Source organism: Subsaximicrobium wynnwilliamsii, assembly GCF_007997225.1.
Classification (GTDB): domain Bacteria; phylum Bacteroidota; class Bacteroidia; order Flavobacteriales; family Flavobacteriaceae; genus Psychroserpens; species Psychroserpens wynnwilliamsii.
The window spans coordinates 237,687-261,549 of sequence record NZ_VORM01000004.1 but is presented as its reverse complement, the minus strand read 5'-3'; the positions used below and the strand labels follow the sequence as shown (position 1 = coordinate 261,549).

The 23,863-nt window shown below is 40.5% G+C and carries 22 protein-coding genes; 14 read left to right on the top strand and 8 right to left on the bottom strand.

The window, feature by feature from the left end:
- The first annotated feature begins 22 nt into the window (after positions 1–22).
- Positions 23–1,276, top strand: coding sequence for an ABC transporter permease (locus ESY88_RS05550; protein WP_147085639.1), 1,254 nt, complete (start codon positions 23–25; stop codon positions 1,274–1,276).
- Positions 1,277–1,584: 308 nt separating this feature from the next.
- Here ESY88_RS05550 and ESY88_RS05540 read toward each other — a convergent pair whose 3' ends face one another.
- On the bottom strand, positions 1,585–2,043 hold the full coding sequence (locus ESY88_RS05540; RefSeq protein WP_147085637.1) for a GAF domain-containing protein: 459 nt from the start codon (positions 2,041–2,043) through the stop codon (positions 1,585–1,587).
- Positions 2,044–2,132: 89 nt separating this feature from the next.
- On the opposite strand from ESY88_RS05540, the gene xrtF reads away from it, so the two are divergent.
- The 7 genes from xrtF (at position 2,133) to ESY88_RS05505 (ending at position 8,072) form a co-directional block, all read left to right on the top strand.
- Complete coding sequence (gene xrtF / locus ESY88_RS05535) at positions 2,133–2,684, top strand: exosortase family protein XrtF (RefSeq protein WP_147085636.1); 552 nt, start codon at positions 2,133–2,135, stop codon at positions 2,682–2,684.
- On the top strand, positions 2,677–3,114 hold the full coding sequence (locus tag ESY88_RS05530) for an exosortase F system-associated membrane protein (protein ID WP_147085635.1): 438 nt from the start codon (positions 2,677–2,679) through the stop codon (positions 3,112–3,114). The genes xrtF and ESY88_RS05530 overlap by 8 nt, the downstream gene beginning before the upstream one ends.
- Positions 3,115–3,164: 50 nt before the next feature.
- Complete coding sequence (locus ESY88_RS05525; RefSeq protein WP_223270736.1) at positions 3,165–3,578, top strand: HYC_CC_PP family protein; 414 nt, start codon at positions 3,165–3,167, stop codon at positions 3,576–3,578.
- A gap of 68 nt (positions 3,579–3,646) precedes the next feature.
- On the top strand, positions 3,647–4,051 hold the full coding sequence (locus tag ESY88_RS05520) for a cupredoxin domain-containing protein (protein WP_147085634.1): 405 nt from the start codon (positions 3,647–3,649) through the stop codon (positions 4,049–4,051).
- Positions 4,052–4,178: 127 nt separating this feature from the next.
- Positions 4,179–6,419 carry a TonB-dependent receptor gene (locus ESY88_RS05515; RefSeq protein WP_147085633.1) on the top strand — a complete coding sequence of 747 codons (2,241 nt, stop codon included), beginning with the start codon at positions 4,179–4,181 and terminating at the stop codon, positions 6,417–6,419.
- A gap of 282 nt (positions 6,420–6,701) precedes the next feature.
- Entirely contained in the window at positions 6,702–7,058 is a 357-nt protein-coding gene (locus ESY88_RS05510) for a heavy-metal-associated domain-containing protein (RefSeq protein WP_147085632.1), read from the top strand.
- A gap of 105 nt (positions 7,059–7,163) precedes the next feature.
- Complete coding sequence (locus ESY88_RS05505; protein WP_147085631.1) at positions 7,164–8,072, top strand: hypothetical protein; 909 nt, start codon at positions 7,164–7,166, stop codon at positions 8,070–8,072.
- A gap of 103 nt (positions 8,073–8,175) precedes the next feature.
- Here the strand turns inward: ESY88_RS05505 and groL are convergent, their stop codons facing one another.
- From groL to miaB, 7 genes are all read right to left on the bottom strand, one after another.
- Positions 8,176–9,810 carry a chaperonin GroEL gene (gene groL, locus ESY88_RS05500; RefSeq protein ID WP_147085630.1) on the bottom strand — a complete coding sequence of 545 codons (1,635 nt, stop codon included), beginning with the start codon at positions 9,808–9,810 and terminating at the stop codon, positions 8,176–8,178.
- A 156-nt stretch (positions 9,811–9,966) separates the two neighbouring features.
- Positions 9,967–10,242, bottom strand: coding sequence for a co-chaperone GroES (gene groES / locus ESY88_RS05495; protein WP_147085629.1), 276 nt, complete (start codon positions 10,240–10,242; stop codon positions 9,967–9,969).
- Between the two features lie 510 nt (positions 10,243–10,752).
- On the bottom strand, positions 10,753–11,112 hold the full coding sequence (gene secG, locus ESY88_RS05490; protein ID WP_147085628.1) for a preprotein translocase subunit SecG: 360 nt from the start codon (positions 11,110–11,112) through the stop codon (positions 10,753–10,755).
- Positions 11,109–12,095: a hypothetical protein gene (locus ESY88_RS05485; protein ID WP_147085627.1), complete on the bottom strand. Its 987-nt coding sequence runs from the start codon at positions 12,093–12,095 to the stop codon at positions 11,109–11,111. The genes secG and ESY88_RS05485 overlap by 4 nt, the downstream gene beginning before the upstream one ends.
- 173 nt (positions 12,096–12,268) lie before the next feature.
- A complete protein-coding gene (locus ESY88_RS05480; protein WP_147085626.1) occupies positions 12,269–12,775 on the bottom strand; it encodes an LptE family protein in 507 nt (168 codons plus the stop codon).
- Between the two features lie 72 nt (positions 12,776–12,847).
- Positions 12,848–14,116 (bottom strand): sigma-54 interaction domain-containing protein, encoded by a 1,269-nt coding sequence (locus ESY88_RS05475; protein WP_147085625.1) that lies wholly within the window; start codon positions 14,114–14,116, stop codon positions 12,848–12,850.
- Between the two features lie 177 nt (positions 14,117–14,293).
- Positions 14,294–15,739: a tRNA (N6-isopentenyl adenosine(37)-C2)-methylthiotransferase MiaB gene (gene miaB, locus ESY88_RS05470; RefSeq protein ID WP_147085624.1), complete on the bottom strand. Its 1,446-nt coding sequence runs from the start codon at positions 15,737–15,739 to the stop codon at positions 14,294–14,296.
- A gap of 243 nt (positions 15,740–15,982) precedes the next feature.
- On the opposite strand from miaB, the gene ESY88_RS05465 reads away from it, so the two are divergent.
- The 6 genes from ESY88_RS05465 to porL all read left to right on the top strand — a co-directional run bounded on the left by ESY88_RS05465 (position 15,983) and on the right by porL (position 23,821).
- On the top strand, positions 15,983–16,426 hold the full coding sequence (locus ESY88_RS05465; protein WP_147085623.1) for a hypothetical protein: 444 nt from the start codon (positions 15,983–15,985) through the stop codon (positions 16,424–16,426).
- Between the two features lie 21 nt (positions 16,427–16,447).
- Complete coding sequence (locus tag ESY88_RS05460) at positions 16,448–17,671, top strand: LVIVD repeat-containing protein (RefSeq protein ID WP_147085622.1); 1,224 nt, start codon at positions 16,448–16,450, stop codon at positions 17,669–17,671.
- Positions 17,672–17,835: 164 nt separating this feature from the next.
- On the top strand, positions 17,836–20,394 hold the full coding sequence (gene topA / locus ESY88_RS05455) for a type I DNA topoisomerase (RefSeq protein WP_147085621.1): 2,559 nt from the start codon (positions 17,836–17,838) through the stop codon (positions 20,392–20,394).
- Between the two features lie 7 nt (positions 20,395–20,401).
- Positions 20,402–21,568 (top strand): formimidoylglutamase, encoded by a 1,167-nt coding sequence (locus ESY88_RS05450; protein ID WP_147085620.1) that lies wholly within the window; start codon positions 20,402–20,404, stop codon positions 21,566–21,568.
- Between the two features lie 184 nt (positions 21,569–21,752).
- On the top strand, positions 21,753–23,123 hold the full coding sequence (gene porK / locus ESY88_RS05445; RefSeq protein WP_147085619.1) for a T9SS ring complex lipoprotein PorK/GldK: 1,371 nt from the start codon (positions 21,753–21,755) through the stop codon (positions 23,121–23,123).
- A gap of 59 nt (positions 23,124–23,182) precedes the next feature.
- Positions 23,183–23,821 carry a type IX secretion system motor protein PorL/GldL gene (gene porL, locus ESY88_RS05440; RefSeq protein ID WP_147085618.1) on the top strand — a complete coding sequence of 213 codons (639 nt, stop codon included), beginning with the start codon at positions 23,183–23,185 and terminating at the stop codon, positions 23,819–23,821.
- The last annotated feature ends 42 nt before the right edge of the window (positions 23,822–23,863 follow it).

Genomic DNA, 23,863 nt, shown 5'->3' with positions numbered 1-23,863 from the left:
CCTATTAAAATCAGCCTCATTCATGCTCGTCTATTTAAGGTTATTTGCTGAAAGTTTTTCTTTTGCCATCAACGCCTTGCGCAACAATAAGCTTCGTACCTTTCTCTCCCTATTGGGTATAACCATTGGTATTTTCTCGATCATTGCGGTTTTAGCAGCTGTAGATTCTTTAGATAAAACCATTAAAGATCAATTGAGTGGTCTGGATAAAAACACCATGTATCTGGCCAGATTTTCTTTTGGCCCAACAGATGTGCCAACCTGGAAGCGTCTGCAATTCCCTGAGGTTTCCTACACTGAATATAAGTATTTGAAATCCACTCTTTCTGATGCCGAGAATATGGCTTTTCAGCTATTTGTCAAAAGAGAGAATATTAGTTTCGAGTCCAAATCTGTAAATAGGGTAAATACCGTTGTGGCAAGTCATGAGTTTGAAGACATACAGGCTCTGAAATTTTCCAAAGGTCGATTTTACAGTGAGTCCGAATCCAATTCTGGGCGGCCAGTTGTTGTTATCGGCGATGATATTGCAAACCAGCTTTTCGGTAGTTTGGATCCCATAGGCAAGCGCGTACGCATCTACGGTCAAAAATTTACGGTCATAGGCGTAGTGAAAAAAGAGGGTTCTGGTTTGTTTGGTGACAGTAATGACGTTTCAATGTTCTTGCCCGCCAATTATGTTCGAAATCGTTTTGGCGATAACAACAAAAACATGAATCACATCATTATTATAAAACCTACTGAAGATGTTGATATTGATGCACTCAAGGCTGAAGTCACACAGCTCATGCGCAGCCAACGCGGCTTGAAACCCGACGAGATCGATCCATTCTTTATTAGTGTCATTTCCGGGTTACAGGATGCCATTGATGACATTATCTCCACCTTGAACATTATTGGATGGGTCATTAGTGGGTTCTCGTTGTTGGTAGGTGGTTTTGGTATTGCCAACATCATGTTTGTAAGTGTGAAGGAGCGTACCAGCCTTATTGGCATTCAAAAATCACTGGGTGCAAAAAACCGATTCATACTGTTTCAGTTCTTATTTGAAGCGGTCATTCTTTCTATCTTGGGCGGTATTGTTGGCATCATTATGGTTTGGTTGGTAGCCTTGGCTGCTAATGCCTTTGTGGAGGATTTTACCTTTGTATTGTCCTTTTTCAATATCTTTTTGGGCTTTGCGCTTTCAACGGTAATCGGATTGATTTCTGGTGTGATTCCTGCGATTTCTGCCTCTAAACTGGATCCTGTGGAAGCGATCCGAACGGGGATGTGAAGCAAATTAGTGTTGAGTCGCAGTCTCAGTTTGCGGTTTTCCGTCCCTCGGTCTTCCGTCTTCCGTCTTCCGTCTTCTGTCTTCTGTCTCCCGTCTCCCGTCTCCCGTCTTCCGTCCTCCGTCTTCCGTCCTCCGTCTTCCGTCCTCCGTCTTCTGCCTCCGTCTTCTGCCTCCGTCTTCTGTCTCCCGTCTTCTGTCTCCCGTCTTCCGTCTTCCGTCTTCCGTCTTCCATCTTCCGTCTTCTGTCTTCCGTCTTCCCTATCAGTTTTCAGAACCTTCGAAAATAAAATTGTGAGATAGTCTCTGTGTTATGCCAGCATCATTGCCACTTCCTCACAAACAAATTCCAAAAACCGTTCATCTTCCGCAGTAAAAGGATCTGCTGTGTTGGAGTCTATATCTATTTGTCCAATGTTTTCGCCATTCACAAAAAGAGGGATAACAATTTCTGCTTTCACATTGATACTGCAAGCGATGTAGTTATCTTGAGCCGAAACATCGGGCACCACGAAATTCTTGTTGGAGACTGCTACTTGCCCACAAATGCCTTTGCCAAACGGAATGATGGTATGGTCGGTTGGGGCGCCTACATAAGGGCCTAGCTTGAGCTCATTTTTGTCGCCATTCTTAAAGTAAAAACCTACCCAATTGTAATGAGGGATCTGTTGTTCCAAAAGACTGCAAATGCTTAACAAGCGTTCATTGGTGCTCGCAGTTGTCTGATTTATTATAGTTTTAATTTGTGGTTTTAAGGGGTCGAAAGTCATATGTTGATTAAATTTTGGTAAAAGTATTCAAAAAGTGGGATTGGGGAATTCATTTTATATAATTTTAACGGTCAATAAAAGAATCGCATTTGAAATCTCTTTTTTTAAAATATAAATCGGTTGTAGTATTTATCCTCACGTTTCTAGCGGTTTATTTTGTGCTTTCTTTTGCCTATAATCTGTACTTGGAGTTTTCAAATGGGTCGATATATTATCCAGATTATATTACCAATCTCGTTGCCAAACAAAGTGATGAACTGTTGAACACCTTTGGCTATGATGCCAAAGTATTGCCTCATCCCGATGAGCCTTCCATGAAAGTGATTGTAAATGGCAAGTATTTGGCAAGGATTATTGAAGGTTGCAACTCAGTAAGTGTGATTATCCTCTTTGTATCGTTTATAATTGCTTTTGCAGGGAAACTGAAAACCACATTTTTTTACATGCTCTCTGGCAGTGTTTTGATTTACGTGGTCAATTTAATGCGCATTGTTATTTTAACCATTGGCCTCTATAATTATCCATGGCGACGCGATATTCTCCATACCGTTATATTTCCCATGATCATCTACGGGATGGTATTTTTGTTATGGATGTTTTGGGTCAACCGATTTTCTAAACTGAAGAAACGCCATGCGTAACCCCATTCGTTTCATAGTGCTGTTGGTATTGTTTGGCTTGCTGGTGCTGGTTAGGGTGTTTGAGAATGAGCTCTTTTATGATCCTTACCTCTTGTTTTTTAAAAATGACTATCTGTACATGGATTTTCCAAACAGGGAGATTTTGAAGCTAACCTTATTTACAAGCCTAAGATATGTTTTGAATTCTGCGTTGTCATTGGGCATCATCTACTTGTTTTTCAAGGATGTGTCTATCCTGAAATTTTCAACACTCATTTTCAGCATCGCTTATGTGCTGTTGATTTTAGTCTTTTTGTATTTCGTGATCCATCCGCGCCAAGAGGATTATTACCTTTTTTTCAACGTTCGGCGATTTTTGATTCAGCCCCTTCCATTGCTATTACTGTTGCCTGCATTTTATTATCATAAACTGAGGCATGACAAAAATTAAGACCTTCGTGAAAAAAAGAAATGCTGAATTAATTTCGTAATTTTGCAGCTATGGTAAAACAGCACTTCCGTAGAATATTTTCCCTGCTTATGGCATTTTTCGTGCTGTTGTCTACGGTTTCATTTACCATTGGTAAGCATTTTTGTGGTGATGAGTTGATAGATGTTTCTGTGTTTGTTCAAGCCGATCACTGCGGAATGGCGATGGAAAGCGACAAAAACTTAGTTCCAGAAAAAAAGAGTTGCTGTAATGATGAGTTTGAAGTAGTAAAAGGTCAGGATAAACTGAAAATAACCAAATACGATGATCTGCAGTTTGACCAACAGTTCTTTCTATCAAGTTTTGCTTATCCCTATAACAAACTCTTTGAAGGGGTGCCTTTGCAAATCATTCCGCATAAAAATTATTCTCCGCCCAATTTGATCGCCGATATACAGGTTCTAGATCAAGTGTTCCTTATTTGATTGCACGTTTTAAGTTGATTCCGCAATGTCGGGACTCGCATAATGTGTTTAATCAAATAACGTATTCAATGAAATCCCAATTATGGCTTTTAGCCACTTTGCTTATTCTGTCGATAAAGCAGTCTTACGCACATTGTTCTACAAATGAACTGGCGATAAGGGAACATATCCTTAAAGCCGAAAAACAATCTGGTACTAAAACAGATAACTACAACGCGAGCAGAACACTTTACCGAAGCATTCCTAATCCCACTTTAGCGCTTAATGAGGACGAACAAGCAGTCGTTTACGTGACCAATAGGCTGGCTGTGGCTGCTTCCGTCCACTGGCGAGTTGTGTGTTATCCATCGTTCGTTGGCATCGGAACCCCTTCCGCAGATTGCCCCAAATTTATATTTTATTCGAAACGGGAATCACTCAGTGTGCCGGCTCAGCGTATGTGTTATCAAAAACGCAGTTATAATGCCATGTGACGGTAATCGATTGGTTCAAGGCTGGAAAAGGGTTCTTAGGCCTGCCAGCCCAAATTTTGAGAACCATGCCAACTGGCTATATTATTGAAATCTACCTCAGATTTACAACTACAAATTTTTAAAAAAAATGAAATACATACTTTATATATTCTGCCTACTACCAATCACGATGTCGTCCCAAGACAAGATTGAAGGCATCATTACTGAAAAAACTTCAGACAATACAATGTTTCCGCTGGCAGGTGCCAATGTATTTTGGATGGGCACATCGGTTGGAACCGTAACAGATATTGACGGAAAATTCAGCATTCCTTATCAGGAAAATTACAAAAAACTGATTGTTAGCTTTATTGGTTTCAAAACCGATACTTTGACCATTGAAAGTGTGAAATACATCAAACACGAGCTCAAGGCCACCAGTGATTTGGATGAAATTACACTTACCGCAAGAAAACAGGCAAGTTCTCGCTCCTACATGCAAGCCCAAAATATCCTTACCGTAAGTAGCGACGAATTGCTAAAGGCAGCCTGTTGCAACCTGAGTGAGAGCTTTGAGACGAATCCTTCCATCGATGTCAATTTTACCGATGCCTTGACGGGTGCGAGACAAATAAAAATGTTGGGTCTTACCAGTAAGTATATTTTGATCACTACGGAGAATATTCCGTCCATTCGAGGGGCTTCACAGGCCTTCGGATTGAGTTTTATCCCAGGAACTTGGGTGGAGAGCATCCAAATCACCAAAGGTGCCGGCAGCGTAGTCAACGGGTTCGAAAGTATCGCAGGACAAATCAATACCGAACTGCGCAAGCCTTCCACCGACGACCGCCTTTTTGTGAACTTCTATGGAGCCAATAGTGAGCGTATGGAACTCAATACCCACATCAATACCAAAGTGAGTGAGCATTGGGATACGGGGTTTTACATTCACGGGAATTCGCACAAAAAGAAACACGATGTCAATAACGATGGTTTCATGGACATGCCACTTTACGAACAAATCAACGTGATGAACCGATGGCAATATACCAATCCCGAAAAGGGTTTGGTCAGTTTTATAAATGTGCGCTATCTCAACGATTCCAAGCAATCGGGACAATTGGATTTTGATCCAGACACCGATAAGTTCACGACCAACTCCTGGGGAAGTGAAATTGATACCGAGCGTTTTGAGATGACCTCGAAATTAGGCTACGTGAATCCGGAGTTGCCATGGCAAATTCTTGGCGCGCAATTGAGTTTTAGTAGTACTAATCAAATTTCATATTATGGCTTGAATCTCTATGACATCAATCATAACAGCTGGTATTCTAACGTGATTTATAATACGATCATCAGTGATTCTAGGCACAAAATTAAAACCGGTCTTGATTTTACTTACGACCATTACGATGAGTTGGCCATCAACCGTGATTTTGAACGAAGTGAGCGTAGTTTTGGAGGTTTCTTTGAATATGCTTTTGATGATTTGAGTAATTTCAGCATGACTGCGGGTTTGCGTTTTGACACGCATAATCTGTTGGGTGAATTTGTAACCCCTCGTTTACATGTGCGCTATACGCCTTGGGAAAAATCGGCCTTTAAGGCGTCTGTGGGAAGAGGGAAGCGCAGCGCCAATATATTTGCTGAAAACCAAAGCATTTTTGCAACATCGCGATCGATTAATATTTTGGATTCAGGTGGAAGGATTTACGGTTTAGATCCTGAAATCGCTTGGAATTACGGTATTTCTTATCTGCAAGGTTTTAATCTCTTCGGAAGAAAGGCAGATATCACTCTTGATTTCTATAAAACCGATTTCAAAAATCAAGTGGTGGTGGATTGGGAAAACGCTAATGAGCTTAATTTTTATAATTTGCAAGGCGAAAGTTATGCCAACAGTTTTCAGGTGGAGCTTAATTATGATATGTTCGAGCGTTTCGCTTTTAGAACGGCTTACAAATATTACGATGTTCAAACCCAATATCAGGTGGGTAAACGCTCAAAACCCTTGACGCCAGAACATCGCTTTTTTGCAAATGCTTCCTATGAAACCGATGTGAGCCAGGGGCAAACCACCCAGTGGAAATTTGATGCGACCTACAATTGGTTGAGTGAGCAGCGCTTTTCTTCCACAGCAGCAAACCCTGAGGCGTTTCAACTGCCAGAAGAGTCGCCAACCGTGGGCACTTTAAATGCGCAAATCACAAGGGTGTTTTCTCCCAGATTTGAAGTATATTTAGGAGGGGAAAACATCACGAATGTGAGGCAGAACAATCCCATTCTTGGAGCAGAAGACCCTTTTGGGCCAAATTTTGATACCAGCTTCGTTTATGGCCCAATATTTGGGAGCCTGTATTATGCAGGTTTGCGCTTCAGGATTCCTTAATTCCTGCGCAGGCAGGAAACTTGCGATAAGCAACTAAATTTTGAAACCTAGAATGAGCCAGAAAAAAAAAGGAAAAATTAATATGCCACGAATACACGAATTTTTTTATTAATATTCGTGAACTTGCCTACCGGCAGGCAGGCTCGTGGCAAGACAAAACAACATTATATTAAAATTGAATAATAAATAATCCACACGCATACACAAAACCTTTAGACAAACATTCGTGAACTTACCTACCGGCAGGTAGGTTTGTTGCAATAAAAATCAAAAACAATAATTATGAAAAAACTAGTATTCACTTTAACCGTATTAATTTCAACACTAACATTTGCACAAAACAAAAATGCCAAGGCCTCTTTGGAAGTTGATGGCGTTTGTGACATGTGCAAAGAGCGCATTGAAAAAGCAGCCATTAGCACCAAAGGTGTCAAATCGGCAAAATGGAGCGTTGCCACCCATGAACTCAAGCTCATTTTTGACGAGCGCAAGACCAATTTAGACAGCATCTCCAAAAGCGTTGCTGCGGTAGGTCATGACACCAAAGCCTATACAGCTACAGATGAAGCTTATGATTCGGTACACCCATGCTGTCGCTATCGGGATGAAGCTGTTAAGGAAGATCATAAACAAGACTAAATAAAAGTCCAAATCTTGATATTGGTTTTATTATCACGACTTAACGCAACCTCTTACATCTCATTGAGACTATAGGTAAAGAGGTATAACTAACAAAAGCAAATTATGAAAAAATTAGAGCGTGTATTGATCGTAGTAGCTGTTTTAATTCTCACTTACTCATGTGAAAACGAACCTATAAATGATCCTGTCGTCAATAGTGAGCAGCTTACATTCATACAAGAGGTATTTACCATAAATAATCAAAGTGCGTCAACTATAGGTTTTACGTTCGATAATAACCAAAACACTAAAATCGATTATGGTGGAAGTCGCGCTGAACAGTTCTTTTCAAATGGAACTATGAACTCAATACAAAATTTTGATGCCAATAATGTTCAAATAGGGGAGCTCAATTTCTCATACAACGATTCAAAACAACTAACCGAAATAAGTATAAGTTCAATAGAAAACGGAACGACTACTTTACAAAGTAAACTTGTATTTGAGTATGCTGCTAATCAAATTACTTCTACAAGGACCTATTACACCATGGATGGCAGTATTGATGAAATCGATTCGACTAATATTTTCACTATTAATGGAGCTAATCAAATTATTAGATTCGATGATACTGGAATTGATGCATTTTGGGAAGCTACCTATGCTGATGGTGATCTTTCAACAATACTCGTTAGCGGATATGGAAATAAAGACGGTTCGGGCAACTTTACCCATACGGTCAACTTAGCTTCCGATAGTTACCAAAAGGAAAAATTTAGATTTGGACCAGAATGGAAAAATAACATTATGCTTTTTAATCAAGTAGGTGGTTATTCCTTTAAACAATTAGCAGAGTTAGGGACTCATTATTTATCTGGATATACTTATACTTCGGCTTCAGATTCAAATATGCAGATTACATTATCTGTGACTTATGAATTTGACAATCTCAACCGATTAACAAAGCAGACCAAAAACAAGCTATTTTTTCAAAGCGCTCATGATCACGTATTAACCTATGACTATCAATAAGAAGTATTAAAAGACTATAAAACAAAAAGCCTTTGATTTTCATCAAAGGCTTTTTTAGTTATAAAAGGTATTGGTCAAAGACCTTGTGAATCGAGACTATCGATTACATCATGCCTGGCATGCCGCCACCCATTCCTCCTGACATTCCGCCAGCAGAGTCTTCTTTGATGTCTACCAATGCACATTCCGTCGTCAAGATCATACCAGCAATTGAAGCTGCATTTTCCAAGGCGATACGTGTCACTTTAGTAGGGTCAATAATTCCCGCTTTTAGCATATCTACGTAGGTCTCAGACTTGGCATCAAAACCGTAATCTTTTTTGCCTTCCAATACTTTGGCAAGTACAACACTGCCTTCGCCGCCTGCATTCGAAACGATTGTTCTCAATGGCGACTCGATTGCTCTAGCTACAATTTGAATTCCAGTAGCTTCATCTGCATTATCTGCAGATAATTTTTTGATCACTGCAATGGTTCTTACCAAAGCAACACCACCACCAGCAACAATACCTTCTTCTACAGCTGCTCTCGTAGCATGCAAGGCATCATCAACGCGGTCTTTTTTCTCTTTCATCTCCACTTCACTGGCTGCACCAACATAAAGTACTGCAACACCTCCAGCCAATTTAGCCAAACGCTCCTGCAATTTTTCTTTGTCGTAATCACTAGTTGTGGTTTCGATTTGCGCTTTGATTTGGTTTACTCTTGCTTTGATATCGGCTGCTTTTCCGGCACCATTTACAATAGTTGTAGTATCCTTATCAACGGTTACAGTTTCAGCGGAACCTAACATGGTCAAATCGGCATTTTCCAATGAAAATCCTCTTTCTTCAGAAATCACAACACCTCCTGTTAAGATGGCGATGTCTTCTAACATTGCTTTTCTTCTATCACCAAAACCTGGTGCTTTTACTGCGGCGATTTTTAAGCCTCCACGTAATTTATTCACTACCAAAGTTGCTAAGGCTTGACCGTCAACATCTTCTGCAATGATTAATAATGGACGACCAGATTGTGCCACAGGCTCTAATATTGGAAGTATTTCCTGTAAATTGGAAATCTTTTTATCGAATAAAAGAATATATGGATTTTCTAAATCAGCGATCATCTTGTCAGAATCCGTCACAAAGTAAGGGGAGAGGTAGCCTCTGTCAAACTGCATGCCTTCCACAACATCTACATATGTATCTGTTCCTTTTGCTTCTTCAACAGTGATCACACCTTCTTTACCAACTTTACCAAATGCTTTGGCGATGAGATCACCAATGGTCTCGTCGTTATTTGCAGAAATGGAAGCCACTTGCTTAATCATTTCTGAAGAGTTGCCTACTTTCTTGCTTTGCTTTTGAAGCTCTCTTACAATCTCAGCAACCGCTTTATCGATACCGCGTTTCAAATCCATTGGGTTTGCACCTGCAGCTACGTTTTTCAAGCCTTCAGTTACAATGGCCTGAGCCAACACAGTTGCAGTGGTTGTACCATCACCCGCCAAATCGTTAGTCTTGGAAGCAACTTCCTTAACCATTTGAGCGCCCATGTTTTCAAGTGCATCCTCGAGTTCAATTTCTTTTGCTACGGTAACACCATCTTTGGTCACTTGTGGTGCTCCAAAACTTTTACCTATGATTACATTTCGACCTTTAGGGCCTAATGTTACCTTAACTGCATTAGCCAATGCATCTACACCGCGCTTTAATCCGTCGCGGGACTGTATATCAAATATTATATTCTTTGCCATCGTTTAAATTTTGTTTTAGCGTTTCCACGAAAGTGGAAATCTGTTTGTTTTTGGATTTTAGCTGTTTGCACTTGGCATATAGCTAAAAGATTGAATTAGTTGCTCTTTTATGTAGTGTTCTAGCTTCGGGCTAACAACCCATAGCTAATGGCAATTTTACACAATTGCCAATATATCACTCTCGCGCATGATGAGGTAATCTTTACCTTCTAATTTAAGCTCAGTACCTGCGTACTTTCCGTAGAGAACGGTATCGCCTGACTTTACAGTCATTTTTTCATCCTTGGTACCTTTACCAACAGCGATAACTTTTCCTTTTTGTGGTTTTTCCTTAGCGTTATCTGGAATGATGATTCCTGATGCTGTCTTTGTTTCAGCTTCAACAGGTTCAATTAGAACCCTATCTGCAAGCGGTTTGATGTTTACACTCATTTGTATGTTTGTTTTTATAATTAGTTAATAATGTGATGCTGCCTGTAGAACAAAAAATGAGCCAATAGAAGTGAACTGACAAACTTGCAGACCTGAGTAACCCGGGAAAAGAGAATTTAGATCGCTTTGCTTCTAGAGCCTAGATCGCTGCGCTTCTAGAACAAAGACCGCTTCGCTTTTAGAACCAAGAGCGCTACGCTTCTAGAGCCTAGATCGCTTCGCTTTTAGAACCAAGAGCGCTACGCTTCTAGAGCCTAGATCGCTTCGCTTTTAGAACCAAGACCGCTTCGCTTTTAGTACAAAGAACAAAGACTTGATTGTGGTTGATTCAAACGGATTGTAGATTTTAGTTCTAGTTCTATTTTTTACTCTATTTTTTTTCTAACCTCTAACCTCTAACCTCTAACCTCTAACCTCTAACCTTTATCCTCTAACCGCTGCTAAGTCATTGCTGCAAACAAAAAATGCCAACTGTAACAGCTGGCATTTTGTATGATTAAAAAAAGAATTTTAGTTTGTGGAATCTGCTGGTGTCGCAGTATCATCAGCTTGTGCTGGTGTTGCCATTGGTGTTGCAGGAGCCGATTCGATAGTTTGTTCGCCGCTTATGATTTTAGACTCGGTATTGCCACCAGCGCCTGGGATTGCAAAGTTGGAAATCAAAATCAAAGCCAACAATAAAGTTGCCAAGGCCCAAGTACTTTTATCTAAAAAGTCGGTCGTTTTTTTGACACCTCCCATTTGTTGGGTACCACCTCCACCGAAGGAAGAAGACAATCCGCCACCTTTAGGGTTTTGAACCATAACAACCACGACTAGTAAAAATGAAACTAGTATAATTAGGATTAAAAAGATAGTAAACGTACTCATTGGTTTTTTGGATTATGTTCTTGTAATTGTTTTACCGCTTTAATTTGGTCTGCAAAGAAACCACTTTTTTCTGGATATTTCAAACTTAAAACTTTATAAGATTGAATTGCCTTTTCATAGTTGTTTTGTTCGAGGTAAATTCGCGCCAAAGTTTCAGTCATAAGCCCGTCATTACTGGTGTGGTCGTTTTTTACCAACTCAATTTTCGGACTCTCTTTTGATGGGACTATTTTGGGGTTATTTTTTAAGAACTTGTCGATGAGCTTGAATTTTTCATCAATGGCAGCACTGTTTTTCTGCGGAATTTCATCGTCTTTCACTTCCTCTTTTTCTGAAGTTGATGGCTCCGATTCTTCAGAAGACAGTTCTTCTGCTTTGCGCTCAATAGGTTTGAAACCAGTAATATTAAGCCATTCTGCAAAAGAATGGGTTTCGTTTTGGTCAAATTCCAGGGGTTGACCCATTTTCAAGGTTTTTTCTGGGGCATCAGGACTGTTATTGTCACTTATTTTAGAAGCGGTTGGTTGGGGTGACTGTTTTTGGGAGGCCAGAGATTCTGGGATATTTCCTGCTTTTTTCTCAAACAATTCTGGATCCAATACACCTTCGGTATTTGCAATTTGCTGTTTAAGCGCATCATCTATAGTCACTTTCTTAGCAACTGTAATATCGTCGTGGGCATTGACTTCAATATCCCTGAGCTGTTCAGAATTTTGCTTTATTCGCTGGGAGATTTCATTTTGATTAAATACTTCGGAGGTGATGTAATCAAACAATACGCTGCGATCTGTAGTATAGGCTGCAGTGACCTTGAGTTCTTGATTGTATTGGGGACTGCCCTTGGCCATCAAGCCTTTCAAGTATAAGGCCCTCGCCGACTGCACAAAAGGATACGTTGCCAAAAGTTGATGCAAGGCCGTGGTTTGATCAACACTGATGTGCTGCGGTTGCTGAAGCAAATATGTAAATTGTTCTTTATTCAATGTTCAATGTTCAATGTTTGGCTCCTAAATCCCCAAAGGGCGACTTTTGGAGTAGTTGATAGCCCCGATTTTTCAATATTTTTTTAATGTGTTTTCAATGACTTTATTGAGATCAACAACTAGTTTTTTTAAGTTTCAATCGTCAATCGTCAATCGTCAATCGTCAATCCCCATTACCATTGTGCCAGGGTTGCATTGAAAATATCTTGGGTCAATCGCTCAAAAATCTCCTCAATGGCGGTGTCTTTCAAGTTGCCAACCAATTGTGCGCTTCCAGTGTAATCGTAGAAAAACGAAAAACTCTGCTCAAATTCCTCCTCGGGTTTGCTTTGGTCGTAGAAACGAACGCGCACCGCAATGGTCAATCTACTTTGCGCTGCAGTACTATTGGCTTGTGCGGTGGTTGGTGAGATGCGGTACTCTGTAATTTCGCCTTCATAGACCAAATCACCGTTGGTATTGGTAAGTGATAGATTGGTTTGATTCAAGATGAGATCTTGCAATGCCAAAGTAAAATCGCGATCTAAACCCGGTTCTACCAAGATGGCAGAATTTTGGAAATAATTGACCTGAAAGGTTTCTATGTTAGGGGCAATTGAAATCCCGGATAATGAATAAGCACCACATCCTAAAAACATGGGGAGGCTGCAAAACGCCAGTATGTATTTGATTAATTTCATCTTTAGCTTTTAACTTTCTCAAATAAACGAATTGCAAATTAGAATTAATTGTAATGCGCTCATAAACTTCTCTTAAAGATCAAATTGCTTAATCTTTCTGTACAAAGTGCGCTCACTAATGCCCAACTCGGCAGCTGCCAATTTGCGTTTGCCTTCGTGGCGCTCCAAGGATTTTTTGATGAGTTCCAATTCCTTGTCGTGTAAGGAGAGCGTTTCTTCTTCTTCAATTTCTTCGGCAAAATAGTATTTATCCTTCTGCTTTTCTTCTAAATCTTCTATATCCTGTTCAAATTTTTCAGGTATGGAGAGTACTTCCAGGTCCTCAAAATCTTCCTCGTAGTCTTCTTTTTTACGCTCGCCATAGATTTTATTGATGAGGCCTTCATGGTCTTTTTCAACATTGTCATCCTTGCCACTTTTTATGAGTTCCATGGTTAATTTTTTGAGATCATGAAGGTCGCTTTTCATATCAAAGAGCACCTTGTAAAGAATCTCACGCTCGTTGCTGAAATCACTTTCAGACTTAGAATTATTGACCACCGCGGGCAGGTTATTGCTCGCATTGGGTAAGTAATCGTTGAGTGACTTGGCGTCTATGGATCTTTTCTGCTCCAACACCGAAATCTGCTCTGCAATATTACGCAGTTGTCTGATATTTCCATTCCAACGGTGTTTTACGAGCGCGTTTACTGCATCATCTGTGAGTTTGATGGTGGGCATTTTATATTTGAGAGCAAAATCACTAGCGAATTTACGGAAGAGCAAATGAATATCCTCCTTACGTTCCCGAAGTGGAGGAATGTTGATATCCACAGTGCTCAATCGGTAATACAGGTCTTCACGGAAGCGTTCTTTTTTAATGGCTTCAAATATATTCACGTTGGAGGCAGCCACGATGCGTACATCTGTTTTTTGAACTTTGCTCGAGCCTACCTTTATAAATTCGCCATTTTCAAGCACACGGAGCAAGCGCACCTGTGTGGTCAAGGGCAGTTCTCCCACCTCGTCCAAAAAAATGGTGCCACCATCGGCCACTTCAAAATAGCCAGAACGGGTATTTGTGGCACCTGTAAACGCGCCTTTTTCATGACCAAATAACTCACTGTCAATTGTGCCCTCAGGGATTGCGCCACAGTTCACTGCAATGTATTTGCCATGCTTGCGATGCGACAATTGATGGATGATCTTTGGGATACTCTCCTTACCAACACCACTTTCTCCAGTAACCAGCACCGAAATATCGGTAGGCGCGACTTGGATGGCTTTCTCTATGGCACGGTTGAGTTTGGGATCATTACCAATAATCCCAAAACGTTGTTTTATAGCTTGAATTGAGTCCATAAGCGCCTTATATCCCTAAAGGGAAACGGTTATGGTTAGACTCAATGGGGGATTTTATAGTATATGTCATGGCTTTTTTGCTGTTTGAGTTTTATTTGCAAGAGAATTTATTGATTTATCATAATTTTTGATTCCAAGTCATCACAAAATCGTACCCCTTTGGGGGCTAGGGGGCTTCTAGGAGGCGATTTCTCCAATCAAGGTCGCACTGGTGCAATCCATCACCTTGACCTTTACCAAATCACCTACCTTATAGTGTTCCTTAGGAAACACTGCCACGATATTTTGCGAAGTTCTTCCAGACCATTGTGCATCTGATTTTTTGGACTCCTTTTCAATTAACACTTCAACGATGCTGTTGAGGTATTCTTTGGTTCTTATTTCACTGTGTTCTCGTTGTCTCTGCACGATTTCTGCCAATCGTCGTTTCTTGGTTTCCTCTGGCACATCGTCTTTGAATTTACGTTCGGCCGTGGTTCCTGGTCGTTCCGAATAAGTAAACATGTACCCGAAATTGTACTTCACATAATCCATTAAACTCAAAGTGTCCTGGTGATCTGCTTCCGTTTCCGTAGGAAAACCAGAAATCAAATCCTGACTTACGGAGCATTCTGGAAGAATACGCTTGATGTTGTCAATCAATTCAAAATATTGTTCACGGGTATGCAGGCGGTTCATGGCCTTTAGAATGCGGTCGCTACCGCTTTGAACAGGCAAATGAATGTGCTTGCAAATGTTGTCGAATTTGGCCATGGTCTCAATCACATCCAAGGTCATGTCCTGTGGGTTAGACGTTGAAAACCGAATGCGCATGTGCGGTTGCGCCTTGGCACAAAGTTCTAAAAGGGCAGCAAAATTAACCGCCGTGGCTTGTTGCAAATCGCTGGCTTTGACAAAATCTTTTTTGAGTCCGCCACCATACCATAAATAGCTATCTACATTTTGGCCCAATAGCGTGATTTCCTTGTAGCCTTTATCCCAAAGATCATTGACTTCCTCGATGATGCTTTGTGGGTTTCTGCTGCGCTCACGACCTCTTGTAAAAGGCACTACGCAAAAGGTACACATGTTATCGCAGCCCCGGGTAATGGAAACATAGGCAGTGACGCCATTGCTATTCAAGCGCACTGGCGAAATATCACCATAAGTTTCCTCTTTGGAAAGAATGACGTTTATGGCATCACGACCTTCGTCAACTTCGGCCAAAAGATTGGGTAGATCTTTATAGGCATCTGGTCCAACCACAAGATCCACGATTTTTTCCTCTTCCAAGAATTTGGTTTTCAAACGTTCGGCCATGCAGCCGAGTACGCCCACTTTCATTTTTGGGTTGATGCGTTTTACGGCATTGTATTTTTCGAGGCGTTTTCTCACGGTTTGCTCTGCCTTGTCCCTAATAGAACAGGTGTTTACCAAGACCAAATCGGCATCCTCTAAATGCGGGGTGGTATTGTAACCTTGATTCAAAAGTATGGAAGCCACAATTTCACTATCGCTAAAATTCATGGCGCAGCCATAACTCTCGATATAGAGTTTACGGGTATTGCCTTGCTTTTGCTCCAAAACGAGTTGCTCGCCCTGTTTACTTTCATCAATGGGTTTTTCCTTTGTCGTTTCCTGCATATTGATTTGCCTTTTGTTCAAGGGGTTTTGATTGAACTTGCAAAGATACTATAAATTTAAATGTTGTGACAAAGTGTCAGCAGTGATTTTTAATTTGTATGCAAGAAAATTATATTTTTCCATGAAATGCCTATTATTGCGCGATTAGTTTTTTGCTTAGCCTGGTCAAATGGAAAAATTTGAAAATTGTAACTAGTTTGACGCAACGTTTCAGCATTTTGGTATCTAATTAAAAAAAGGTGTATGTTTTCGAAATTGCCCAAGTATCTAATATTGTGCTTATGTTTTGCGTTCTTATTTGTCAATTCAAAATGTAGCGATGATGATGAAGTTGACGGTAATTGTGGTCCAGCTGCGGTAATCGATTATGGGTATTACAATGCGGCTGAGTCCAACAATTATGACATGGTGAGTGCCAACATAACGGGCAATTGCCTTAATGTAGAAATAGCTGCAAGTGGTTGCGATGGCAGTAATTGGAGTTTGGTACTGTTAGATTCTGGCGACATTGCAGAATCGAATCCTGTACAACGTGATTTGAAATTGGTGTTTTCTAATTTGGAAGACTGTCAAGCCTTTGTTAGCCAAACTCGTGTTTTTGACCTTGCAAATCTTCAAACTCCAGAAGATCATTCGGTCATTTTGAATATTGATGGTTTGGATGAATCTTTGACCTATATATACTAACAACATTGAACCTTTATAAAGATGAAAAATTTCGCTCTTTTTTTAGTGGTCTGTTTCCTTTGGTCTTGCAACAAGGACGACCAAGTTGAAACCTATACCTACACCTTGGGTATCCCAGAGACTATGACCAAGGTTGAATGGAGATCCCAAGTTGCTGTTCAAGCGCCTAAGCCAATAGCCAGCGTTGGTAAAATTTACGCCTATCAAAATTACATCTTCATCAACGAAAAGCACAAGGGTGTGCACGTTATAGATAACAGTGACCCCACAGCGCCACAGGTGGTAAGCTATATCAATATTCCGGGAAACGAGGATATTTCGATTAAGAATGATTTTTTATATGCCGATAACGCCATTGATTTAGTGGTGTTTGATATTTCCAATATTAATTTAATTCATGAGGTCGAGCGCTTAGAAGATGTGTTCAACTATTACTCCGATTATCAAATGCCAGCCGAGGTTCAAGCAGCAGATTACAGTAATTTTGATGCCGATTCCCAAGTTATTGTGGGTTGGCGCGTTGAGGAGCGCACAGAAATTGTAAATTATAATGAATCTTTTTTTTCTGATAATTCTTTAGCAACGAATACTGTGGGTACGGGCGGCTCTCTAGCGCGTTTTCAAATTGTGAATGATTTTTTATATACGGTGGGGAGCTTTGAACTTAAAACCTTCGACATCTCCAATTTATCACAGCCCAATTTAGTCAATACCAATACGGCAGGCTGGAATATAGAAACCATGTTTCATGCAGATGGTTTTCTGTATCTCGGTGGGAGCAATGGCATGTTTATCAATAGTATCGCCAATCCAGCTGCACCAGAATATGTGTCTATGTTTACCCATTGGGATGGCTGTGACCCCGTCGTCGTTGATGGTGATTACGCCTATTTGACCCTAAGGGGTGGTAATGCTTGCGGACAAGAGTTAAGCACCCTAGAGGTCATAGATATTAGCGATAAAAGTAATCCTACGCTTGTTGCACAGCACGCGTTAGACAGTCCTTATGGGCTTGGTTTTAAAGGGAATGATCTTTTTGTTTGTGATGGAGCCTCAGGCTTGAAAATTTACGATAAGACCAATCCGTTAGATCTGCAGCTGTTACATGTTTTTAGTGATGTGCAGGCGACCGATGTCATTCCTTTGGAGGATCGATTGTTGATGATTTCCGACGCGGCACTTTATCAATACAACTATGATGACCAAAATAACATCGTGCTGTTGAGCACTTTCAATCTCAATTAAAAAAACCGTTATTCTGTAAAAAAAAGCCTGAAAATTCTCAGGCTTTTTTTATTCGGTTTATTGGACAAGCTCCGTACTTTTTAGGATAAAATGCTAGTGATATTCGTTTAAATTAGGAAGATAACTTTTTTTTCACATACATTTGTAGCTCTAAACATCCACATATGCCGAAGAATTTAGTTATCGTAGAGTCCCCAGCAAAAGCCAAAACCATTGAAAAATTTTTAGGAAAGGACTATAAGGTCGAATCCAGTTTTGGACACATTGCCGATTTACCTTCCAAGGAATTGGGGGTTGATGTTGAGGGTGATTTTGCGCCTAAATATCAAGTATCGAAAGACAAAAAGGATATTGTCAAGAAATTGAAGGAGCTCGCGAAAAAAGCAGATATGGTTTGGTTAGCGAGTGATGAGGATCGCGAGGGAGAAGCCATTGCATGGCATTTGGCAGAATCGTTAAATCTCGATAAGGCCAAGACCAAACGAATCGTTTTTCACGAGATTACCAAATCGGCCATTCAAAAGGCGATTGAAAACCCAAGAGGCATTGATTATGACTTGGTAGACGCTCAACAGGCGCGTCGGGTTTTAGACCGTATTGTAGGTTATGAGTTATCACCAGTGTTATGGCGTAAAGTCAAGGGCGGCCTTTCAGCAGGACGCGTGCAATCGGTTTCTGTGCGCTTGATTGTTGAGCGTGAGCGTGACATCCAGAATTTTACCGCAGAAGCTTCCTACCGTATCGATGCCGAATTCTCCAATGAAGATGGACAGAGTTTTAAGGCGAAGCTTCCGAAGAATTTCTCAACCAAAGAAGAGGCCTATAAATTTCTTGAAGATAATGCCAAAGCCGAATTCAAGGTGGCAGACCTTCAGAAGAAACCTGCCAAGAAATCGCCAGCCGCACCGTTTACAACTTCCACTTTACAGCAGGAAGCTGCCCGTAAACTAGGCTATTCCGTGGGAAGAACTATGAGCAATGCCCAACGTTTATATGAAGCGGGTTTGATTACTTATATGAGAACCGATAGTGTGAACCTTTCCGAAGAAGCCAGAAAAGGAGCACAGGCCGAAATTGAATCGGCTTACGGCAGTAAATTCAGCAAACCAAGAACTTATAAAGGGAAGTCCAAAGGCGCTCAAGAAGCACACGAGGCCATTAGACCAACCGATTTCAATACACACAGTGTCAATATAGAACGCGACCAAGCACGGTTATACGATTTGGTTTGGAAACGCGCCATCGCCTCACAAATGAGCGATGCCCAATTGGAACGTACCAATGTAAAAATAGAAGCCAGCACACATGCTGAAACCTTTACTGCTAACGGTGAGGTCATTAAGTTTGAAGGTTTTCTAAAGGTGTATTTGGAAGGGACTGATGATGAAGATACCGAACAAGATGGGATGTTGCCAGCCATGAAGGTCAATGAAACCTTATTGAACAGTTGCATCACAGCGACCCAGCGCTTCTCAAGACCGCCATACCGGTATACGGAAGCCTCATTGGTAAAACAATTGGAGGAATTAGGCATTGGCCGACCATCAACTTACGCACCAACCATCTCGACGATTCAAAACAGGAATTATGTAGACAAAGGTGCCAATGAAGGCGTAGAACGTGATTACACACAATTGACGCTTCAAGAAGGCAATATAAAGGATAAAACCTTAACCGAAAAAACCAATAGCGATAAGGGCAAATTGATCCCAACCGATATTGGGATGATCGTTACAGATTTTTTGGTGACCCATTTTGGTGGGATTTTAGATTATAACTTCACTGCCAAAGTAGAAGCCGACTTTGATCAAATTGCTGAAGGCAAGGAAGATTGGAAGAAAATGATGAAAAACTTCTACAAGGAGTTTCATCCAAGAGTGGAAGATGTTCAGGAAAATGCCGAGCGTGAGTCGGGTGAACGTATTTTGGGCAAAGATCCAAAAACCGGAAAGCAGGTAAGCGTGCGTTTGGGTAAATTTGGGCCTATGGTACAAATTGGTACGGTTGACGACGAGGAAAAACCACAATTTGCCAGTTTATCGCCAGACCAACAATTAACCTCCATTACTTATGAGGAAGCGATGGAATTGTTTCAATTACCAAAGCAATTGGGTACTTATGAAGGCGAAAATGTGGAGGTCAATAATGGCCGTTATGGGCCTTACGTGAAACATGGAGAGATCTTTGTCTCGCTTCCAGCAGGTACAAATCCTGTGGATGTTGAAAAAGATGTGGCGATTGAACTCATCAAGGAAAAGCAAAAAGCAGATGCTCCTATATATATGTTCCAAGATTTACCTGTTCAAAAAGGAAAAGGGCGTTTTGGACCTTATATAAAGTGGAACAACATGTTCATCAATGTGAACAAGAAATACGATTGGGACGATCTATCTGACGACGATATTGTAGAGTTGATTGAGACCAAAATCCAAAAGGAGAAGGACAAGGTAATTCACAACTGGGAAGCAGAGGGCGTGAGAGTAGAGAAGGCCAGATGGGGAAGGCATAACATTATCAAGGGGAAAACCAAAGTGGAGCTTCCAAAAACTGTGGATGTTAGCGATATGACCCTGGAAGCCGCCATGGCAGAATTGGCTAAGAAAGCACCAAAGAAAAAGGCTGCGGCAAAAAAGAAGGGCGCAAAGACCGCTAAGAAGTCCACCGCCAAGAAAACAAGCACTACAAAGAAAGCAGGCAGCAAAAAATCATCTTCCAAAAAATAAGCAGTAAATGAATTTTAATTTTTTGTCTCCAGTTTCAGAGGAAGTGCTATCGCATAATGCGACGCTTTCTGCACAGGCGCTCGGCAAAAAAATACGAATTCACTCCAAAACAGAAGGCATTCCAGAGTTGGATGGTGTGCAGTTGGCTATCATTGGCGTTTTGGAACATCGCAATGATGTTAATTATACAGGCCAATCCTTCGGTTTAGAAACCATCAGAACCTCATTGTATTCGCTATTTCCAGGAAATTGGAATACGACCATGGCAGATTTGGGAGACATTCTTCCAGGCGATTCAGTTGAAGACACTTACTACGCTCTTAAAACGACCATTTCACTTTTAATAGAGAAAAAAATCATCCCCATCATTTTAGGGGGTAGTCAAGACTTGACCTATGCCAATTATCGCGCTTATGATACCATGGCGCCTATGGTCAATATCGTTAATGTGGATAGCAATTTTGATTTGGGCGATGTGTCCATCGAGATGAAAAACAATAGTTTCCTCGGAAAAATAATCTTGGAGCAACCCTATAATTTGTTCAATTACTCGGCGATTGGATACCAAACCTATTTCAATTCTCAAGAAGAAATCGATTTGATGGAGAAGCTTTATTTTGAAGCTTATCGTTTGGGAGAGGTGAGCAATAAGCTCAACTTGGTAGAGCCCGTGATGCGAGATGCACATATTGTGAGCATAGACTTAAAATCGGTCAGAGCTTCAGAGCTTGGTGACAACCAAAAGTATTCACCCAATGGTTTTGATGGAAAGGAAATCTGTGCCATTGCACGTTATGCAGGTATTAGTAATAAGGTATCCTCATTTGGCATTTATGAATTTAAACCTACCAAGGCGTTGGACACTACGCCCATGTTGATTTCCCAAATGATTTGGTATTTTATTGAAGGTGTCAACTGTAGGGTAAATGATGATGATTTTGCAAAAGAGGATCAGCATCAAAAATTCAATGTCTTGATAGATGATGACGAACTGATTTTTTATAAGAGTATAAAATCAGGCCGTTGGTGGATAGAAATACCTTTTTTGCCAAATGTTAATAATAAATTAAAAAAGCATGCGTTATTACCTTGCACTCATGAAGACTATATGGAGGCAAGTCACGGTAAAATACCAGAACGATGGTATAAGGCGTATAAAAAAAATAGCTTCTAATTAGCCCGTGAATTCGCATTTGAACGTGTTTTTAATCGACGAAATGTTAACTTTTAGGGATTAACTGCAAAAAAAGTAGAAAAAAGTTGGTAATTACAAATTATATAAATATGTTTACCGCCTTGAAAACATTAAGCGCAAATTTACGCACGATTACAACTAAACAATTTAACCTCGAGTTTCTATGAATTTTAAAAAGTTTGCTTTATTAACAGCTGTTTTAGCTCTCTTAGTTGGTTGCAACTCTGGTGACAGAGGTCAACTTGTTGGAGTTAAAGGAAAGAAATGGCATCCTGAAAAGCCTTACGGTATGACACTTGTACCTGGTGGCGCTTTTATTATGGGGAAGTCAGATGACGATTTACCGGGAGTTCAAGATGCTCCAACAAAAACGGTCACCGTGAGAGCCTTTTATATGGACGAAACGGAAATTACAAATTCAGAGTACCGCCAATTCGTAGAATGGGTACGTGACTCGACCTTACGATTGAAGCTGGCCATTCTTGCCGATGATATTGGCGAAACTCCAGGAAACGGTGGTATTGGTGAATTTGCATTTATGGATGCAGATCCAGCAAATATGACAGTTTACGAGCAGTATATGTACGATAATTACGCTGGTTTGGGACCAACAGGTTACGAAAGCAGAAAATTGAATCGCGATATACAGCTTGTTTTTGACACTGCAGATTATCCTGATGAGTATTACGCTGAAGTCATGGACACCATGTATTTGCCTATTGAAGAGTCTTACAACGGTCAACGTACTTGGGATGTGGACAAGTTTAAGTTCCAGTACACGTATATGGATATCAAGAAAGCCGTAAAAGACAGAAGCTTGAAACGCAGTGATGTTTTGGTAACTGAAGAAGTCAAAGTGTATCCAGATACAACTGCTTGGATTAGAGATTTTTCTTATTCTTACAATGAGCCAATGCACAACGATTATTTTTGGCATGATGCCTACAGTAACTATCCAGTAGTTGGTGTGTCTTGGAAACAAGCCAATGCGTTTTGCCAGTGGAGAACACTTTATCACAATGCCGATAGAAAGAAAAGAGGCAAGCATAATGTGAATACCTATAGATTACCTTCAGAAGCAGAATGGGAATATGCTGCAAGAGGTGGTCTTCAAGGCGCGACTTTTCCATGGGGTGGCCCATACATTAAGAACGACCGTGGTTGTTTTATGGCCAATTTCAAACCTTTAAGAGGAGATTACGCCGCCGATGCAGCACTTTACACTGTAGAAGCCGATTCTTATGAGCCTAACGATTTCAACTTATACAACATGGCTGGTAACGTTTCTGAGTGGGTGCAAGGGTCTTATGATGCTGCGTCTTATGAATACATGGCGACCTTCAATCCAACTGTGAATGATCCTGATAATGAACGTAAGGTTGTTCGTGGCGGATCTTGGAAGGATGTTGCTTATTTCTTGCAGGTAAGCTCACGGGATTATGAGTATGCCGATTCCGCAAGAAGTTACATTGGCTTTAGAACCGTACAGGACTATTTAGGGACCGAGGTCACCAAAAATGCCGCAACCAATTAATTCAAACTAATTAACACAACTAAATTAATCGATTACTCAACTTAAATCAAAAAAAAATTATGGCACAAAAAGGTAAACTCTCACAAATGAATATGGTCTATGGCCTAGGAGCGGCAATTGTAATTCTTGGAGCATTATTTAAAATTCAACACTGGCCTTATGGTTCTTTGATTCTTACCATAGGTATGGTTGTTGAAGCGATCGTATTTACAATTTCTGCTTTTGAAAGACAACAATCAGATTTGGATTGGTCTTTGGTTTATCCAGAATTGGCAGGTGGTGCAAATTTTGGCAAAAAGCAAATCAAAGGTGAAGATCCTAAAGATGCTGAAGGCTTGTTATCCAAAAAATTGGATAGTCTATTAAAAGAAGCCAAAATAGATGGTGAGTTAATGGCAAGTCTAGGCACTAGCATCAAAAATTTTGAAGGTGCAGCTAAGGGAATTAGCCCAACTGTTGATGCAATGACAGCACAGAAAAAGTACAGCGAAGAAATGTCTTTGGCTGCTGCTCAAATGGAATCCTTGAACAGTCTTTATAGAGTGCAAATGGAAAGTGCAAATCGTCAAGCGACCATCAATGAGGAGTCGGTTGAGAGCGCAACCAAATTGAAAGAACAAATGAAGTCTTTAGCATCTAACCTATCTTCTCTTAATGGAGTTTACGGTGGAATGCTCTCTGCAATGAACAAAAACTAATTGGTTTTTTTGAACTAGTAATATTAATGAATAACACTAAAA

What these genes read in the sequence shown, in the direction of transcription:
- ESY88_RS05515 (WP_147085633.1), top strand. Translation starts at nt 4,179, where the DNA reads ATGAAATACATACTTTATATATTCTGCCTACTACCAATCACGATGTCG.
- ESY88_RS05510 (WP_147085632.1), top strand. Translation starts at nt 6,702, where the DNA reads ATGAAAAAACTAGTATTCACTTTAACCGTATTAATTTCAACACTAACA.
- miaB (WP_147085624.1), bottom strand. Translation starts at nt 15,739, where the DNA reads ATGCAGGAAACGACAAAGGAAAAACCCATTGATGAAAGTAAACAGGGC.
- groES (WP_147085629.1), bottom strand. Translation starts at nt 10,242, where the DNA reads ATGAGTGTAAACATCAAACCGCTTGCAGATAGGGTTCTAATTGAACCT.
- groL (WP_147085630.1), bottom strand. Translation starts at nt 9,810, where the DNA reads ATGGCAAAGAATATAATATTTGATATACAGTCCCGCGACGGATTAAAG.
- ESY88_RS05525 (WP_223270736.1), top strand. Translation starts at nt 3,165, where the DNA reads ATGGTAAAACAGCACTTCCGTAGAATATTTTCCCTGCTTATGGCATTT.
- secG (WP_147085628.1), bottom strand. Translation starts at nt 11,112, where the DNA reads ATGAGTACGTTTACTATCTTTTTAATCCTAATTATACTAGTTTCATTT.
- ESY88_RS05505 (WP_147085631.1), top strand. Translation starts at nt 7,164, where the DNA reads ATGAAAAAATTAGAGCGTGTATTGATCGTAGTAGCTGTTTTAATTCTC.
- porL (WP_147085618.1), top strand. Translation starts at nt 23,183, where the DNA reads ATGGCACAAAAAGGTAAACTCTCACAAATGAATATGGTCTATGGCCTA.
- ESY88_RS05475 (WP_147085625.1), bottom strand. Translation starts at nt 14,116, where the DNA reads ATGGACTCAATTCAAGCTATAAAACAACGTTTTGGGATTATTGGTAAT.
- ESY88_RS05460 (WP_147085622.1), top strand. Translation starts at nt 16,448, where the DNA reads ATGAAAAATTTCGCTCTTTTTTTAGTGGTCTGTTTCCTTTGGTCTTGC.
- ESY88_RS05550 (WP_147085639.1), top strand. Translation starts at nt 23, where the DNA reads ATGCTCGTCTATTTAAGGTTATTTGCTGAAAGTTTTTCTTTTGCCATC.
- ESY88_RS05540 (WP_147085637.1), bottom strand. Translation starts at nt 2,043, where the DNA reads ATGACTTTCGACCCCTTAAAACCACAAATTAAAACTATAATAAATCAG.
- ESY88_RS05480 (WP_147085626.1), bottom strand. Translation starts at nt 12,775, where the DNA reads ATGAAATTAATCAAATACATACTGGCGTTTTGCAGCCTCCCCATGTTT.
- ESY88_RS05450 (WP_147085620.1), top strand. Translation starts at nt 20,402, where the DNA reads ATGAATTTTAATTTTTTGTCTCCAGTTTCAGAGGAAGTGCTATCGCAT.
- porK (WP_147085619.1), top strand. Translation starts at nt 21,753, where the DNA reads ATGAATTTTAAAAAGTTTGCTTTATTAACAGCTGTTTTAGCTCTCTTA.
- ESY88_RS05520 (WP_147085634.1), top strand. Translation starts at nt 3,647, where the DNA reads ATGAAATCCCAATTATGGCTTTTAGCCACTTTGCTTATTCTGTCGATA.
- topA (WP_147085621.1), top strand. Translation starts at nt 17,836, where the DNA reads ATGCCGAAGAATTTAGTTATCGTAGAGTCCCCAGCAAAAGCCAAAACC.
- ESY88_RS05465 (WP_147085623.1), top strand. Translation starts at nt 15,983, where the DNA reads ATGTTTTCGAAATTGCCCAAGTATCTAATATTGTGCTTATGTTTTGCG.
- ESY88_RS05530 (WP_147085635.1), top strand. Translation starts at nt 2,677, where the DNA reads ATGCGTAACCCCATTCGTTTCATAGTGCTGTTGGTATTGTTTGGCTTG.